The sequence below is a fragment of the Streptomyces sp. NPDC032940 genome (assembly GCF_040636935.1).
GTDB lineage: Bacteria > Actinomycetota > Actinomycetes > Streptomycetales > Streptomycetaceae > Streptomyces.
In genome coordinates, this window is sequence record NZ_JBEZVJ010000001.1 from 1 (window position 1) to 13,436 (window position 13,436).

Sequence of the window (13,436 nt, forward strand, 5' to 3'; positions counted from 1 at the left end):
CTTGGTCTGGTTATCCGCTGGGGCGACCTGCATCGATGCCCTTGTGTGTCAACCGTGACCGACACCTTATCCCGACCAAATGAGATGATGTCTAAGGGGTGACCGCCTTGGCGGTCACCCCTTACCCGTCTGCCCGTGCCGAGGCCGGGTCAGCTCCAGACGTTGCCCTGGTTCTGGCCACGGGCACCCTGCTGTCCCATGCCGTACTGCGCGGCCAGACCCGATCCGATCTGGGCGTTCTGCGGCGGCAGCAGCTCGCTGGGCTGCACGAGCGCGAAGCCGCTGCCCATGAAGCTGAGCTCCCAGCCCTCACCGGTGTTGCCGCGGCGCCGCCACACCCCGGAGGAGTGCGTCTGGGCCTGCATCTGCACGCGCAGTCCGGTGGACCAGGCGACGATCGCGTCGGCGTCGCAGTTGACGTACTTGTCGGGCGTCACCTGCATCAGCAGCGGGGAGCCCGAGGTCATCAGGGCGACCCTGCCCCGGCCGGTGATGTTGAGCTGGTACTTCCCCGAGCCGGAGATGCCGTACAGGCTGTCGACGGCGATGACCTCGTGGTGCAGCGAGGAGTCCATGGCCAGGACGTAGCTGCTGTCCACGGTGAGACCGTCCTGCTCGACCTCCATCACGTGGACGCACTGGGCGAGGTTGGCGAAGTAGACGGTGCCCTGCCCGTGGCAGCGCATCAGGTCCAGGCCCTCGCCGGTGTGTGCACGCGCGCGTGACTGGTTGTTGCTCTGGTACTCCGCGTCGAACTCGACGAGGCCCTGGTAGGCGACCATCGTGCCCTTGCGGGCGAGCACGTCGTCGTGGCCCTCCAGCGCGACCCTGAGCATGTGCTTGTTCTGCAGGCTCCAGCGGTCCTGGGTCTGCTGGTCGTTGTAGGCGAAAAGCGGGCTCTGCATGTTCTGGTTCCCCCTCAGCCCCGGACCCGGAGGCGGTCGGTGCTGTCCTCGCTGGGCTGGACGACGACGATGCCCTGACCGGAGAAGGCCATCTGATAGGCCTCGCCGCTGCCGCGGCCGATCAGCGACTGCGCCTTGAAGCTGCGCTTGCCCTTCACCTTGAGGTTCGGGGACCAGGCGACGAGCGCGTCCGGGTCGACGTACGTCTCGTCCTCGCCACCACCGCAGTCGACGACGATCGGCTTGCCGCGGGAGGTGAGCGCTACCCAGCCCTGGCCGGAGATCTTCGTGTTCCACAGGCCCTGGCCGGCGAACTTCGCCAGTCCCTTGACCCGCTCGACGCCCCAGGTGAGATGGGCGTCGAAGGCGAGCAGGTTCGTGGCGTTGACGCTGATCCCGTCGCCGTTGAGGTTGATCACGACGACGTTGGCACCGTAGTCCGCGAGGTAGAGCAGTCCGTCGCCGGAGCACTTCATCAGAGGGGCGCCCTCGCCGGTCATCCAGTCCCTGGCGATCTGGCGCACGGCCGGCGGGTTGGGCTCGTACTGGACGAAGCCCTCGTAGGCGACCATCGAGCCCACGCGCGCGAGGAGGTCGTTCCCGGTCTGCATGGCGACCTTCAGCATGTGGTTGCCGTGGTTCTCCATGCGGGCGGTGACCGGTGCGGGGGCGTAGCCCGCGAGCGGCTGGTTCATGTCGGGCTCTCCCTCAGATCTCGTACGGCTGGACGACGACGAAGTTGCCGGGCGCGGCCCGGAACTGCAGGTTGACGCTCTCGCCGGTGTCGCCCGCGTACGCGTTGCGGCGCATCCGCACCTGGCTGGAGACGACGACCTGGGCGGCGGCCGACCAGGCGACGACGGCGTTGCAGTCGGCGAACGTCGTGGGCGTGACCGGCAGCACCACCGGCACGCCGTGCGTCTTGACGACGATGGTGCCGGTGCCCTGGAACTGCATCGTGAACAGCGCGCCACCGGGGATGCCATGCCCCTCGATGCGGCGGACCTCGTACTGGAGGCTCTCGTCGAAGGCGAGGACGTTCTCGGCGGAGACGCAGACGGCGTCGCCCTGGAGCTCGATGGGGTGCAGCATCGCGGAGTTGTCGGCGAGGAACACCTGTCCCTTGCCGGAGCAGCGCATCAGCTGCATCTCCTGGCCCGTCGCGTTACCGACGACCCGGCCGGCGAATCCGGCGCCCTTGTAGCTGAAGTCGACCTTGCCCTGGTAGAGCACCATGCTGCCCTGCCGGGCCAGGACGGGCTGGCCCTCGGCGCCCAGGTCGACGCGGACCAACTTCTTGTTCTGCTGGGTCCAGCGCTGCCCGGTCGCCGTTTCGCGGTACTGCTGGAGCGCGGCGGCCACTCCGGGGGCCTGCGGGGCGCCTTGGGGCCTGGCCTGCGGGGCGCCCAGGGGTGCGCCGTAGGGTGCCTGCTGGCCGTAGCCGGGGGGCGGGGTCGGCTGGCCGTAGCCGGGCGGCGGGGGCGGGGTTCCCGGGACCTGAGGGGCCGGGGGCTGGCCGTAGCCGGGGGGCGGCGGGGCCGTCTGGCCGGGGACCTGGCCGTACTGCGGCTGCTGAGCGGGCTGGCCGTACGGCGCGGGCGCCGGGGCCGGGGGCGGCACCGGGGAGCCGCCGGGCGGGGTGTGCAGGGGCGCGACGATGGTCGGCGCGGCGTGCACGTTGGGCGCGGGCGCCGGGGGCGGGGTGCTTCCGGGCGGCGGGGCGAAGCCCGGGGCGGCACCGGCCTGCGGCTGCTGCGCCTGCTGCGGCGCGGGCGCCTCGTCCTCGGCCACCTCACCGCCGAAGTTCCTCAGCAGCGCCTCGAGCCCGCCGTCGAATCCCTGGCCGACGGCGGCGAAGCGCCACACGTCCTTCACGTAGAAGTCGCCCAGCATCACCGCACGCTCGGTCGAGAACTCCGACCCGCTGAACGGATAGCGGGCCACCTCCTCGCCGCCCGCGACGATCCGGAGGTACCCGGGGCCGACCTGCGACATCTGCCCGGCGCCGTCGATCGTCGCCGTGAAGGACAGCTTCTGGATCTGCGGCGGGATCTTGTCCAGGGTGACGCGGAAGGACTCCGTGTCACCCGCCTGCGCACCCAGGAGCTGGATGGACTCCTCGGGGGTCTTCGGCTGGTTGAAGAAGACGAAGTACCGGTCGTCGGAGAGCCGCTCGTCGGCGTCGAGCCCGAAGCAGCTGATGTCGAAGCTCAGACCGGGGCCGGAGATCTGCACGCCTACGTACAGATCCGTGCCCGCGGTGAGGTCACTGATCCTGGCCTTGTGGCCGCGTTGGAATTCCCTGGCCATGCGTTACGACCGTCCCCCATCCGAATGTGAGTGCGTCGCGCCAGGCTAACGGCAAACGCCGACACCGGAGGATGTCGGTACAGAGCCGGTACAGAACCCTGCCCGGCCCGTAGCGGGCACCCGGCGCGGCCGTGTCACTCGCTTCTGGCGCCGGGCACGTGCGGCAGCCGGTCGGCGGCGACCACACCTTCGAGGTAGCCCCGGGCCCGCTCGGTGCGCGGATACGCCTCCAGCAGCTGCCAGAAACGGGGCCCGTGCCCGGGGACGAGCAGATGGGCCAGCTCGTGCAGGAGGACGTAGTCGACCACGTACTCCGGCATGCCCTGGAGGCGGTGCGACAGGCGGATACTGCCCTCGGCCGGGGTGCACGAGCCCCATCGCGTGTTCTGGTTGGTGACCCAGCGCACCGAGGCGGGGCGGGCCCGGCCCTCGAAGTACTGGGCCGACAGCCGCGCGGCGCGCTCGGCCAGCTCGGTGTCGCCGAGGACGCGCTTGCTCTCCTGGGCGGCCAGCTTGTCCAGCATGACGCTCACCCAGCGTCGTTCCTCCGCCTCGGACATCCGGGCGGGGATGAGCACGACGGTACGGTCGCCCTCGCGGTACGCGGAGACGGTCCGGCGTCGACGGGTGCTTCTGCGAACCTCGATCGCGCTCGCCGCCGTGCCGCTCGGCGGCGGACTCGTCGGCGTGCGCTGGGGCGCTCCGGCGCGGTGCAGTGGGTCGGCGGACACGCCCCGACGTTACCCGCTGCGCACGGGGAAGTCCCGGCTCCGGAACGGTTCCATGCCGATCCACACGACCGCACGCACGACCATCTTGTACGACGAACACCCTGCACCTGTGGACAACTTTCGACGCTCCTCGGCGAATCCGGGCATGCTGGCATGCGCTGGCGGACGTGTGACCGACCGCACAGCCGCCACACGTCGGGTACCGCCGGCGCACGGGGACGTTCGAGGACTCACGGGGGTTCTGTCATGCATCCGATGGTGAAGCCCGCGCTCAGGCGCGGCTGGCGTGATCTCAACACCGTCCAGTTCGGGATGACGCCGGCGCACGCGGTGACACTCCGGCCGGTGGACACGGCGACGGGCAGCTTCCTCGAACTGCTCGACGGCACCCGCGGGCCGGCGCTGCTGCGCGAGGAGGGCCGGCGCATGGATCTTCCGGACGGCCATGTCGACCGGCTGGTGGAGCGGCTGGCGGGGGCCGGGCTCCTCGACGACTCCCGGGGCGGCGGGCCGGCCGGCGAGGCCCTGCGGAAGAAGAAGGAGGTCCTCGACCGGCTCCGCCCCGACCTCGCCTCCCTGACCCTGACGACCTCCCGCCCGGGCGACGCGATCCGGCACCTGGCCGCCCGGCGCGCGATGCGCGTACGGGTGCGGGGCGCGGGCCGGGTGGGTGCGGTGCTGGCCTGCCTGCTGTCGGCGGCGGGCGTCGGCGACATCGACGTGCGGGACACCGGGCGCGTCGAACCCTGGGACGTCGCCCCGGGCGGGCTGCCCGCCGAGGCCGTCGGCGACCGCCGGGACGAGGCGTCCCGGCGGGCCGTGCGACGGGCCGCCCCGGACCGGCCGCCGCGCCGGGCCCCCGCGTCCCCGCCCGAGGACGGCGGCCCCGGCTTCTCCCTGGTGGTCCTCTCCCCGCGCGACGACGTCGCGTCGCACACGCCCGACCCGGCACTGGCCGGCTCCCTCATCGCGTCGGGCACGCCCCATCTGTACGCCGGGGTCGTGGAGGGGACCGGCGTCGTCGGCCCCCTCGTCCTGCCCGGCGAGACGGGCTGCGCCGGCTGCCTGCACGCGGACCGCACCGACCGCGACCCCGCCTGGCCGCGGCTGGTCGCGCAGTGGCGCTCCGGCCGGCAGCGCCGGGTGCCGCCCTGCGACCTGTCACTGGCCACGACCGTCGCGGGCCTCGCGGCGGCCCACGCCCTCGCCTTTCTCGACGGCCGGACGCCGTCCAGTGCCGACGCACGCTGGGAGGTCTCACTGCCCGCTCTGCGGTGGCGGACGCGACCGGTCCGGCCGCACCCGGCGTGCCCGTGCGGAGCCGCCCGGAAAGGTAAGCAGGAACACACCCCCGGGAACGGGGACCGGCGCGCGACAATGGCTGGGCAATGGCCGTCAGCCGACGCCCGCCGTGAGGCGGCGGCGGTGCGGCCGGCTGGGACTTGGAGGGCGCATGTCTGATCTTCCGCGGAAGGCGGTCACCCGGACCGCCAAGCTCGCCGCGCTCCCGCTCGGCTTCGCCGGGCGGGCGACCTGGGGACTCGGAAAGCGGATCGTGGGCGAGTCCGCGGAGATCGTCGGCCAGCAGCTCCAGCAGCGCACGGCGGAGCAGCTGTTCAAGGTGCTGGGCGAGCTCAAGGGCGGCGCGATGAAGTTCGGGCAGGCCCTGTCCGTCTTCGAGTCGGCGTTGCCGGAGGAGGTCGCCGGTCCCTACCGGGCCGCACTGACCAAGCTGCAGGAGGCCGCTCCCCCGATGCCGACGCGCACGGTGCACGCCGTGCTGGCGCAGCGGCTCGGCGAGGACTGGTCCGGCCTGTTCCTTGAGTTCGAGGACAAGCCCGCCGCGGCGGCCTCGATCGGCCAGGTGCACCGGGCGGTGTGGCACGACGGCCGCGAAGTGGCGGTCAAGGTCCAGTACCCGGGCGCCGGCGAAGCCCTGCTGTCCGATCTGAACCAGCTCAGCCGCTTCGCCCGCCTCCTCGGCCCGCTCGTGCCCGGCATGGACATCAAGCCGCTGATCACGGAGTTGAAGGACCGTGTCTCCGAGGAGCTGGACTACGGGCTGGAGGCCCAGGCGCAGCGCACCCACGCCGAGGAATTCGCCGGCGACCCGGACATCGTGGTGCCGGACGTGGTCCACGAGTGCGAGCAGGTCCTGATCACCGAGTGGATCGACGGCATCCCGATGTCGGAGGTGATCGCGGACGGCACCCCGGAGCAGCGGGACCGGGCCGGCCAGCTCCTGGCGCACTTCCTGTTCTCCGGGCCCGCCCGCACCGGCCTCCTGCACGCCGACCCCCACCCGGGCAACTTCCGGCTGCTGCCGGGCGGGCCGGAGGGCGAGGACGACTGGCGGCTGGGCGTTCTGGACTTCGGCACGGTCGACCGCCTCCCGGGCGGACTGCCGGAGCCCATCGGCGAGGCACTGCGCATGACGCTGGACGGCGAGGCCGAGGCCGTCTACGAGATGCTCTGCGCGGAGGGCTTCGTCAAGGAGTCGATAGAGCTGGACCCGGACGCCGTCCTCGACTATCTCCTGCCGATCATCGAGCCGTCCCGCGTCGACGAGTTCACCTTCACCCGCGGCTGGATGCGCAGCCAGGCGGCCCGGATCGCCGACCCCCGCTCCCCCGCCTACCAGCTTGCCAAGCAGCTGAACCTGCCTCCGGCCTATCTGCTGATCCACCGGGTGACCCTGAGCACCATCGGGGTGCTGTGCCAGCTGGGCGCGACGGTGCGGCTGCGCGAGGAACTGGAGGAGTGGCTCGTGGGCTTCGCCCCCGCGGACGGAGCGGAGGACGAGGTCGAGGAGGCGGTGGAGGCCTGAGCCGCCACGGCTGAACACGCCGTGGGGGCCGGCCCGTTCGGACGGACCGGCCCCCACGGAGAAGGCTTCGCCTCCTGGACGGAGGCCACCGCTTCGAGTGTGGTCGGTTACTGCATGACCGCCATGGCGAGCGCGCGCCGGGCGCGCAGCGAGGCGCGCTCGGCCCGGCGCTGCATCCGGCGGGCGGTCGCCACGCGCAGGGCGCGGCGTTCCCGCTCGGCCTCATGCAGGCGCTCGTGCATATGCGCACGTGCCAGGGCTTCTGGGATGAGTTGCATCTCACGGGTCCTGTTCTGACGCGAGTCCTTCGCGCCGCTGGTGGTGAAGTCTTCAGGCGTCGCGCCTGCGATCTCGTCGGTGGACGGCTTCATCGGGGCCTGCTTCTTGGGGTCGTGCGTGAGGGGGCGGTCGATCGTTCCGGTGATGTTCATGCCGAGACCGGGTTCTTGCGCGGGCGGCCACGCGGCCGCTTCCGGGCGACGACGACACCCTGGACGAACAGCTCGCCACCCCAGACACCCCAGGGCTCACGCCGCTCCTTGGCACCGGCGAGGCAGGCCTCGATCAGCGGGCAGGTGCGGCAGAGGGACTTGGCGTACTCGACGTCCGCCGGCGACTCCGCGAAGAAGACCTCCGGGTCGTAGGAACGGCAGGGGACGGGCACGCCGAGGTTCTCGATGGCGTCGTCGAGCGCGGTGAGCGCGGTGAGCGGGGTCAAGGTGGGGTCCTCCGTGAGGCCGGGCTTGGGGATCGTGTCGGAAGGCGGTACGGACGGGGCGTGCGCTTCGAGTTGCACGGTTGGTCTTCCTCGTCTGGTCGTTCCGGCCGGTCGGCCGGGTGCGGCTTGGTACCGGGTTCTTTTCTTGTCCCGAGGCTCCTTCGTGCTGTCGTCCCCGTTCGGGGAAAACAGAAGGGCCGCGGATCCCGGATGGGGTTCCGCGGCCCTGAAGGCGCCGGCCTGATCGAGATCAGGCTGGATCACTCCAGGGTTCTGGCCCACGGAAGGCCCACATCTGGTGGTGCTGCGTCGTCTGCTTCCGGAATCCGGCACCGGTCGCCGTAAAGGCATAGGCCTGGGCCTGTGCCACTACTGCTGCTTCCAGTGCCTTGGTCGGTCGCTCATCGCGCTCACGGACGGGAAGGCCCGCGGGAGCGACGGACGCGGACGCCGGACGCACGGCACGAATGCCGGACAGACCGGTGCCCGGGTTGGAAACGCCGAGCATGCACAGGGAGACGGCCGAGCGATCGGTCAGTTTGGCGGTGGAACCGGCGGTGGTGCTGATGCTGATGCTGATCACTGGACTCGCCTCCTCTCGGCGTCTCGGGGGACCGGTGCGAACCGGTCCGCGGATATGCAAGTACAACACGGGGGCAGGGCCTTCGGGAAGGCCGTCGTTCCCCGTGACCAAGAACCTATGGGGATTCCCGGGGCATGCGCAAACTATTTTTTCGACGAGTTCGGATCAGTCGCCGTCGTCAAGCCCGGCAACGTCCCGGCCTGCACAGATGGCCAGCACGTCGGCTCCGTAGCGGTGGAACTTGCGCGCGCCGACCCCCGGGATCCGCGCCAGTTCGTGCTCGTCCTCCGGCACGGACTCGGCGATCGCCATCAGCGTCTTGTCGGTGAAGACGCAGAACGCGGGCTGCCCACTGCGCCCCGCCTGGACCGCACGCCACTCGCGCAACCGCTCGTAGACGCCCTCGTCCATGTCGGACGGGCAGTCCTCGCAGCGCATCAGCTTCATCTCGCCGGCCTCGGTGAGCGTGCGGCCGCAGACCCGGCAGCGGGCCGGCGTCCGCCGCGTCCGCCGCGGCACGGCCGGCGCGGGGCCACGCCCGGAGCCGCGCTCCACACCGCCGGGACCGCCGGCGGACGTGCGGGCACCGGCCGGGGCCGTGCCGGGCCGCAGCCCCTTCAGGAAGCGGCTGGGCCGGCGGCTGGGCCGGCCGCCGGGCGAGCGGGCGAGCGCCCAGGACAGGTGCAGACGCTCGCGGGCGCGGGTGACGCCGACGTAGAGGAGACGGCGTTCCTCCTCGATCTGCTCGTCGGTCTTTGCGTAGGTGATCGGCATCATGCCCTCGGCGACGCCCACCAGGAAGACGACGTCCCACTCCAGACCCTTGGCCGAGTGCAGCGAGGCCAGGGTGACGCCCTGCACGGTCGGAGGGTGCTGGGCGCCGGCCCGCTCGTCCAGTTCGGCGACGAGGTCACCCAGGGTGGCTCCGGTCCGGGCGGCGGCGAAGTCCTGGGCCAGGGAGACCAGGGCGGCCAGCGACTCCCAGCGCTCGCGGACGGCGCCGGAGCCCGCCGGAGGCTGCGGAGTCCAGCCCTCCCCCGACAGCACCGCACGCACCTGGGACGGCAGGTCGACGGCGTCGTCGAGGAGACGGTCGTTGCCACCGAAGCGGGCGGCGGCCCGCAGGGCGCTGATGGCCTTGCGGACCTCGGGGCGGTCGAAGAAGCGTTCCGCGCCGCGCAGCTGGTAGGGGACGCCGGCGTCGGCGAGAGCCTGTTCGTAGGTCTCGGACTGGGAGTTCGTGCGGAACAGGATCGCGATCTCGGCGGCCGGCACGCCCGAGTCGACCAGCTCGCGGATACGGCGGGCGGCGCCCTCCGCCTCGGCCGGCTCGTCGGTGTACTCGGTGTAGACGGGCTCGGGGCCCGCGGGGCGCTGGGAGACCAGCTCCAGGCGGTGGTCGGCGGCCCGGCCGCGGGCCTGGGCGAGCAGACCGTTGGCGAGGTGGACGACCTGGGGGGTGGAGCGGTAGTCGCGGACCAGCTTCACGACGGTCGCGCCGGGGTGGCGGCTGCGGAAGTCGAGCAGGTGATCGGGGGTTGCTCCCGTGAACGAGTAGATCGTCTGGCTCGCGTCCCCGACCACGCACACGTCGTCGCGGTCGCCGAGCCACAGCTCCAGCAGACGCTGCTGGAGCGGGCTGACGTCCTGGTACTCGTCGACCACGAAGTGCTGGTACTGGGCACGGACCTGCTCGGCGACGTCGTGCCGGTCCTGGAGCACGGCCACCGTGAGCAGCAGCACGTCCTCGAAGTCGATGACGCCGCGCCCCCGCTTGAGATCCTCGTAGGCCGAGTACAGCTGGGCGATCTCCGCGGCGTCGCGGGGTGCCTCGCGGCCGGCCTTGGCGGCTGCGGGTGCGTAGTCGGCGGGCACGGTCTGGGTGACCTTCGCCCACTCGATCTCGGCGGTGACGTCCCGCAGCTCGCCCCGGTCGAGACGCAGGTGGCAGGCGGCGGCCGCGTCGGCGACGAGCTGGATCTTGCGGTCGACGAGCCGGGGCAGGGAGCCACCGATTGCTTTCGGCCAGAAGTACTGGAGCTGGCGCAGCGCCGCCGAGTGGAAGGTGCGGGCCTGGACGCCGGCCGCACCGAGCTGGCGCAGCCGGCCGCGCATCTCTCCGGCGGCGCGGTTGGTGAAGGTGACGGCGAGCACGCTGGACGGCTGGAGGATCCCGGCGCGCACCCCGTAGGCGATGCGGTGGGTGATCGCCCTGGTCTTGCCGGTACCGGCGCCGGCCAGCACGCACACCGGGCCGCGCAGGGCGGTGGCCACCTCGCGCTGCTCGGGGTCGAGCCCTTCGAGCACCGCGTCGGCCGTGTCCGGTACCTGCGGGAAAAGGGCGGAGTGCGTTGCTGCTGTCACACAGCCATGCTGCCAGGTCGCGCGAGACGGGTGCGCCGGTTGTCCACAGGCACGCACCGATGGTCGTACTGATGCGACCGGCGTCACGCGCCGGGAATGGTGGCGCCGCCCCGGACGTTCTCCTCCTGCGACCTCATCCCCGAGCCGCCGAAGGAGCACGAGAGACATGCCGGGCACTGTGACGATGTACAGCACCACGTGGTGCGGCTACTGCCGTCGGCTGAAGAGCCAGATGGACCGCGAGGGCATCGCGTACACCGAGATCAACATCGAGCAGGACCCGGACTCCGCCGCCTTCGTGGAGAAGGCGAATGGCGGAAACCAGACGGTCCCGACCGTGCTCTTCCCCGATGGTTCGACGCTGACGAACCCGTCGCTGGCGCAGGTGAAGCAGAAGATCGGCGCCTGAGCGGCGCGGTGTGTGGCGAAGGGGCGGCTCCCTGTGCGGGGAGCCGCCCCTTCGCCGTGTTCCGTGTCAGATGAAGCCGCGGGTCGGCAGCGGCTTGCCGTACCAGAGTTCGATGAGGCGGGCCGCGATCGAGATGCCGTAGGGCGGGAGCACCTCGCCGGACTCGAAGGCGGCGCCCAGCTCGTCCCGGGAGAACCAGCGGGCCTCGTGGATCTCGTCCCCGTCGACGTCGATCTCCGTCGAGGTGGCGCGGGCCATGAAGCCCAGCATGAGGCTGGACGGGAAGGGCCAGGGCTGGCTGGCGACGTACTCGACGGGACCGACGGCGATGCCGACCTCCTCGAAGACCTCGCGGCGCACCGACTGCTCGATGGACTCCCCGGGCTCGACGAAACCGGCGAGCGTCGAGAAGCGGCCCTCGGGCCAGTGGACCTGGCGGCCGAGCAGGATGCGGTCGTCCGCGTCGGTGACGGCCATGATCACCGCGGGGTCGGTCCGCGGGTAGTGCTCGGCGCCGCAGGCGGGGCAGCGGCGGATGTGGCCGGCCGCGGCGATGACGGTGCGCTCGCCGCAGCGGGAGCAGAAGCGGTGCAGGCGCTGCCAGTTCTCCAGGGCGACCGCGTGGACCATGAGGCCCGCGTCGCGGGGTGACAGGAGCAGCCCGGCCTCGCGCAGACCCGCCGGGCGTGCGGACTGGTCCATGCGGCCGGGCAGGGAGTCCTTCTGGAGCGCGAAGTAGCTGACGCCGTCCTCGTCGGTGCCCAGGAAGTAGCGGTGCGCCTCGGTGAGCGGGGCCTCGAAGGAGGGGGTCATGACGAGTTCGGTGCGCCCGTCGGACGTCTCGTCGATGAGGACCTGGCCGCCGGAGACCACGAAGCAGCGCGTCGAGGGGTGGCTCCAGGCCGCCGCGAGCCAGGCCTCGTCGAGCCGGTGGTGGGCGGCTCGGTCGACGCCGTTCGGGGCGGTGAGCGAGATGGGACGGTCGGCGGTGTGGTCGGTCCAGGTGGTCACGGGTGCTTCCAACTCCCCCGGTGAGCGGTTGTGGTTCGGCAGGCGGTTCAGCGGGTCGTGCGGCGGGTGGCGACCGGGTCCGGGAGGATCGGCGGTGCGGGGCGGCCCTTTCAGTGTGCCGCGGGTGCGCTGCCGGTCCTGGTCCGGGCCGAGCGGGGGGCTCAGGGTGCGTGGCGCCAGTGCTCCGCCAGGTCGCCCCACAGGTGGGCTGAGGTTTCGACGCCCTTGAGGAGCAGGTCGAGCTCGACCTTCTCGTCGGGGGCGTGCCAGCCGTCGGACGGTACGGAGATGCCGAGGAAGAGCACGGGTGCGCCGAGTACCTCCTGGAGGTCGGCGGCCGGTCCGGAGCCGCCTTCGCGGGTGAAGCGGACCGGTTTGTCGAAGGCGCGGCCCATGGCGCGGACCACTGATTGCAGTGCCGGGTGGTCCAGGGGGGTCAGGCACGGGCGGGTGGCCGGCCTGAAGATGATCTCGCTGCGGATGCCGGCTGGTACCTGCTCGGCGGCCCAGGCGCGGACGGCCTTCTCGACGTGGTCGGGGTCCTGTCCCGCGACCAGGCGGAAGGAGAGCTTCACCATGGCGGAGGACGGGATGATCGTCTTGCTGCCCGGGCCCTGGTAGCCGCCGCCGATGCCGTTGACCTCGGCGGTGGGGCGGGCCCAGATGCGTTCCAGGGTGGTGTGGCCGGCCTCGCCGTGGGCGGCGTGGGACTTGGCGGTGCGCAGCCATTGCCGCTCGTCGAAGGGCAGCTCGGCGAAGAGGGCGCGTTCGCGTTCGGTGAGCTCGATGACGCCGTCGTAGAAGCCGGGGACCGCGACGCGCGCGTGCTCGTCGTGCAGGGCGGCGACCAGGCGGGCGGCGGCCGTGGCCGGGTTGGGGACCGCGCCGCCGAAGGAGCCGGAGTGGATGTCCTGGTCGGGTCCGTGGAGGCGGATCTCGCACTCGGCGAGGCCGCGCATGCCGGTGCAGACCGTGGGGGTGTCCTCGGACCACATGCCGGTGTCGGAGACGATCACCGCGTCGGCGGCGAGCCGCTCGGCGTGCTCCTCGGCCAGGGCGCGGAAGTGCGGGGAGCCGGACTCCTCCTCGCCCTCGATCAGCAGCTTGAGGTTGACCGCGGGTGCGGTGCGGCCGGTGGCGGCGAGGTGGGCGCGGACTCCGAGTGTGTGGAAGAACACCTGGCCCTTGTCGTCGGCCGCCCCGCGCGCGTAGAGGCGGTCGTCGCGGACGACGGGCTCGAAGGGGTCGCTGTGCCAGCCGTCCTCGCGGGCCGCCGGCTGGACGTCGTGGTGGCCGTAGACGAGGACCGTCGGTGCCGCGGCGTCGCCGGAGGGCCATTCGGCGAAGACGGCCGGGGCGCCCGCGGTGGGCCAGACCTCGGCGGTCGGGAAGCCGGTCTCCTTCAGCTTGGCGGCGAGCCAGTCGGCGCTGCGGCGTACGTCGGTCGCGTGGGCGGGCTGGGCCGACACGGACGGGATCCGCAGCCACTCGGCGAGGTCGTCGAGGAAGGCGGCGCGGTGCTGTTCGATGTACGTACGGACGGCGCTGACGGCGTTGTCAACGGGGTGGCTCATGCTC

13 protein-coding genes are annotated in these 13,436 nt (G+C 72.0%); 3 read left to right on the forward strand and 10 right to left on the reverse strand.

Annotated elements, in window-relative coordinates; all coding sequences use genetic code 11:
- Positions 1 to 149: 149 nt before the first annotated feature.
- The 4 genes from AB0E77_RS00005 to AB0E77_RS00020 all read right to left on the reverse strand — a co-directional run bounded on the left by AB0E77_RS00005 (position 150) and on the right by AB0E77_RS00020 (position 3,946).
- A complete protein-coding gene (locus tag AB0E77_RS00005; RefSeq protein ID WP_361563186.1) occupies positions 150 to 905 on the reverse strand; it encodes an AIM24 family protein in 756 nt (251 codons plus the stop codon).
- 14 nt (positions 906 to 919) lie between these two features.
- Positions 920 to 1,600: an AIM24 family protein gene (locus AB0E77_RS00010; protein WP_361563189.1), complete on the reverse strand. Its 681-nt coding sequence runs from the start codon at positions 1,598 to 1,600 to the stop codon at positions 920 to 922.
- 13 nt (positions 1,601 to 1,613) lie between these two features.
- Positions 1,614 to 3,215: a TerD family protein gene (locus AB0E77_RS00015; RefSeq protein ID WP_361563192.1), complete on the reverse strand. Its 1,602-nt coding sequence runs from the start codon at positions 3,213 to 3,215 to the stop codon at positions 1,614 to 1,616.
- Between the two features lie 134 nt (positions 3,216 to 3,349).
- Positions 3,350 to 3,946 (reverse strand): M48 family metallopeptidase, encoded by a 597-nt coding sequence (locus AB0E77_RS00020; RefSeq protein ID WP_361563195.1) that lies wholly within the window; start codon positions 3,944 to 3,946, stop codon positions 3,350 to 3,352.
- Positions 3,947 to 4,192: 246 nt separating this feature from the next.
- Between AB0E77_RS00020 and AB0E77_RS00025 the strand changes: the two genes are divergently transcribed.
- Together AB0E77_RS00025 and AB0E77_RS00030 are read left to right on the forward strand one after the other, a co-directional pair.
- Complete coding sequence (locus AB0E77_RS00025; RefSeq protein ID WP_361563198.1) at positions 4,193 to 5,407, forward strand: TOMM precursor leader peptide-binding protein; 1,215 nt, start codon at positions 4,193 to 4,195, stop codon at positions 5,405 to 5,407.
- Positions 5,400 to 6,773: an AarF/ABC1/UbiB kinase family protein gene (locus AB0E77_RS00030; RefSeq protein WP_361563201.1), complete on the forward strand. Its 1,374-nt coding sequence runs from the start codon at positions 5,400 to 5,402 to the stop codon at positions 6,771 to 6,773. The genes AB0E77_RS00025 and AB0E77_RS00030 overlap by 8 nt, the downstream gene beginning before the upstream one ends.
- Before the next feature lie 107 nt (positions 6,774 to 6,880).
- Here the strand turns inward: AB0E77_RS00030 and AB0E77_RS00035 are convergent, their stop codons facing one another.
- The 4 genes from AB0E77_RS00035 to AB0E77_RS00050 form a co-directional block, all read right to left on the reverse strand.
- Positions 6,881 to 7,204 carry a hypothetical protein gene (locus AB0E77_RS00035; protein WP_361563204.1) on the reverse strand — a complete coding sequence of 108 codons (324 nt, stop codon included), beginning with the start codon at positions 7,202 to 7,204 and terminating at the stop codon, positions 6,881 to 6,883.
- The gene (locus tag AB0E77_RS00040; protein ID WP_361563207.1) at positions 7,201 to 7,569 is read right to left on the reverse strand and encodes a WhiB family transcriptional regulator; all 369 of its coding nucleotides are present in this window, start codon (positions 7,567 to 7,569) and stop codon (positions 7,201 to 7,203) included. Before AB0E77_RS00040 ends, AB0E77_RS00035 begins: the two co-directional genes overlap by 4 nt.
- Positions 7,570 to 7,741: 172 nt before the next feature.
- A complete protein-coding gene (locus AB0E77_RS00045) occupies positions 7,742 to 8,074 on the reverse strand; it encodes a hypothetical protein (protein WP_361563209.1) in 333 nt (110 codons plus the stop codon).
- A 165-nt stretch (positions 8,075 to 8,239) separates the two neighbouring features.
- On the reverse strand, positions 8,240 to 10,438 hold the full coding sequence (locus AB0E77_RS00050) for an ATP-dependent DNA helicase UvrD2 (protein ID WP_361563212.1): 2,199 nt from the start codon (positions 10,436 to 10,438) through the stop codon (positions 8,240 to 8,242).
- A gap of 166 nt (positions 10,439 to 10,604) precedes the next feature.
- On the opposite strand from AB0E77_RS00050, the gene AB0E77_RS00055 reads away from it, so the two are divergent.
- The gene (locus AB0E77_RS00055) at positions 10,605 to 10,847 is read left to right on the forward strand and encodes a mycoredoxin (RefSeq protein WP_161168532.1); all 243 of its coding nucleotides are present in this window, start codon (positions 10,605 to 10,607) and stop codon (positions 10,845 to 10,847) included.
- A 66-nt stretch (positions 10,848 to 10,913) separates the two neighbouring features.
- Here AB0E77_RS00055 and nudC read toward each other — a convergent pair whose 3' ends face one another.
- The gene (nudC, locus tag AB0E77_RS00060; protein WP_361563215.1) at positions 10,914 to 11,858 is read right to left on the reverse strand and encodes an NAD(+) diphosphatase; all 945 of its coding nucleotides are present in this window, start codon (positions 11,856 to 11,858) and stop codon (positions 10,914 to 10,916) included.
- Between the two features lie 161 nt (positions 11,859 to 12,019).
- Complete coding sequence (locus AB0E77_RS00065; RefSeq protein ID WP_361563218.1) at positions 12,020 to 13,432, reverse strand: dipeptidase; 1,413 nt, start codon at positions 13,430 to 13,432, stop codon at positions 12,020 to 12,022.
- Positions 13,433 to 13,436 lie beyond the last annotated feature (4 nt).

Excerpts from the sequence above, each read along its gene's own strand:
- AB0E77_RS00005 (WP_361563186.1), bottom strand. The coding sequence starts at position 905 with ATGCAGAGCCCGCTTTTCGCCTACAACGACCAGCAGACCCAGGACCGC.
- AB0E77_RS00010 (WP_361563189.1), bottom strand. The coding sequence starts at position 1,600 with ATGAACCAGCCGCTCGCGGGCTACGCCCCCGCACCGGTCACCGCCCGC.
- AB0E77_RS00015 (WP_361563192.1), bottom strand. The coding sequence starts at position 3,215 with ATGGCCAGGGAATTCCAACGCGGCCACAAGGCCAGGATCAGTGACCTC.
- AB0E77_RS00025 (WP_361563198.1), top strand. The coding sequence starts at position 4,193 with ATGCATCCGATGGTGAAGCCCGCGCTCAGGCGCGGCTGGCGTGATCTC.
- AB0E77_RS00030 (WP_361563201.1), top strand. The coding sequence starts at position 5,400 with ATGTCTGATCTTCCGCGGAAGGCGGTCACCCGGACCGCCAAGCTCGCC.
- AB0E77_RS00035 (WP_361563204.1), bottom strand. The coding sequence starts at position 7,204 with ATGAACATCACCGGAACGATCGACCGCCCCCTCACGCACGACCCCAAG.
- AB0E77_RS00055 (WP_161168532.1), top strand. The coding sequence starts at position 10,605 with ATGCCGGGCACTGTGACGATGTACAGCACCACGTGGTGCGGCTACTGC.
- AB0E77_RS00065 (WP_361563218.1), bottom strand. The coding sequence starts at position 13,432 with ATGAGCCACCCCGTTGACAACGCCGTCAGCGCCGTCCGTACGTACATC.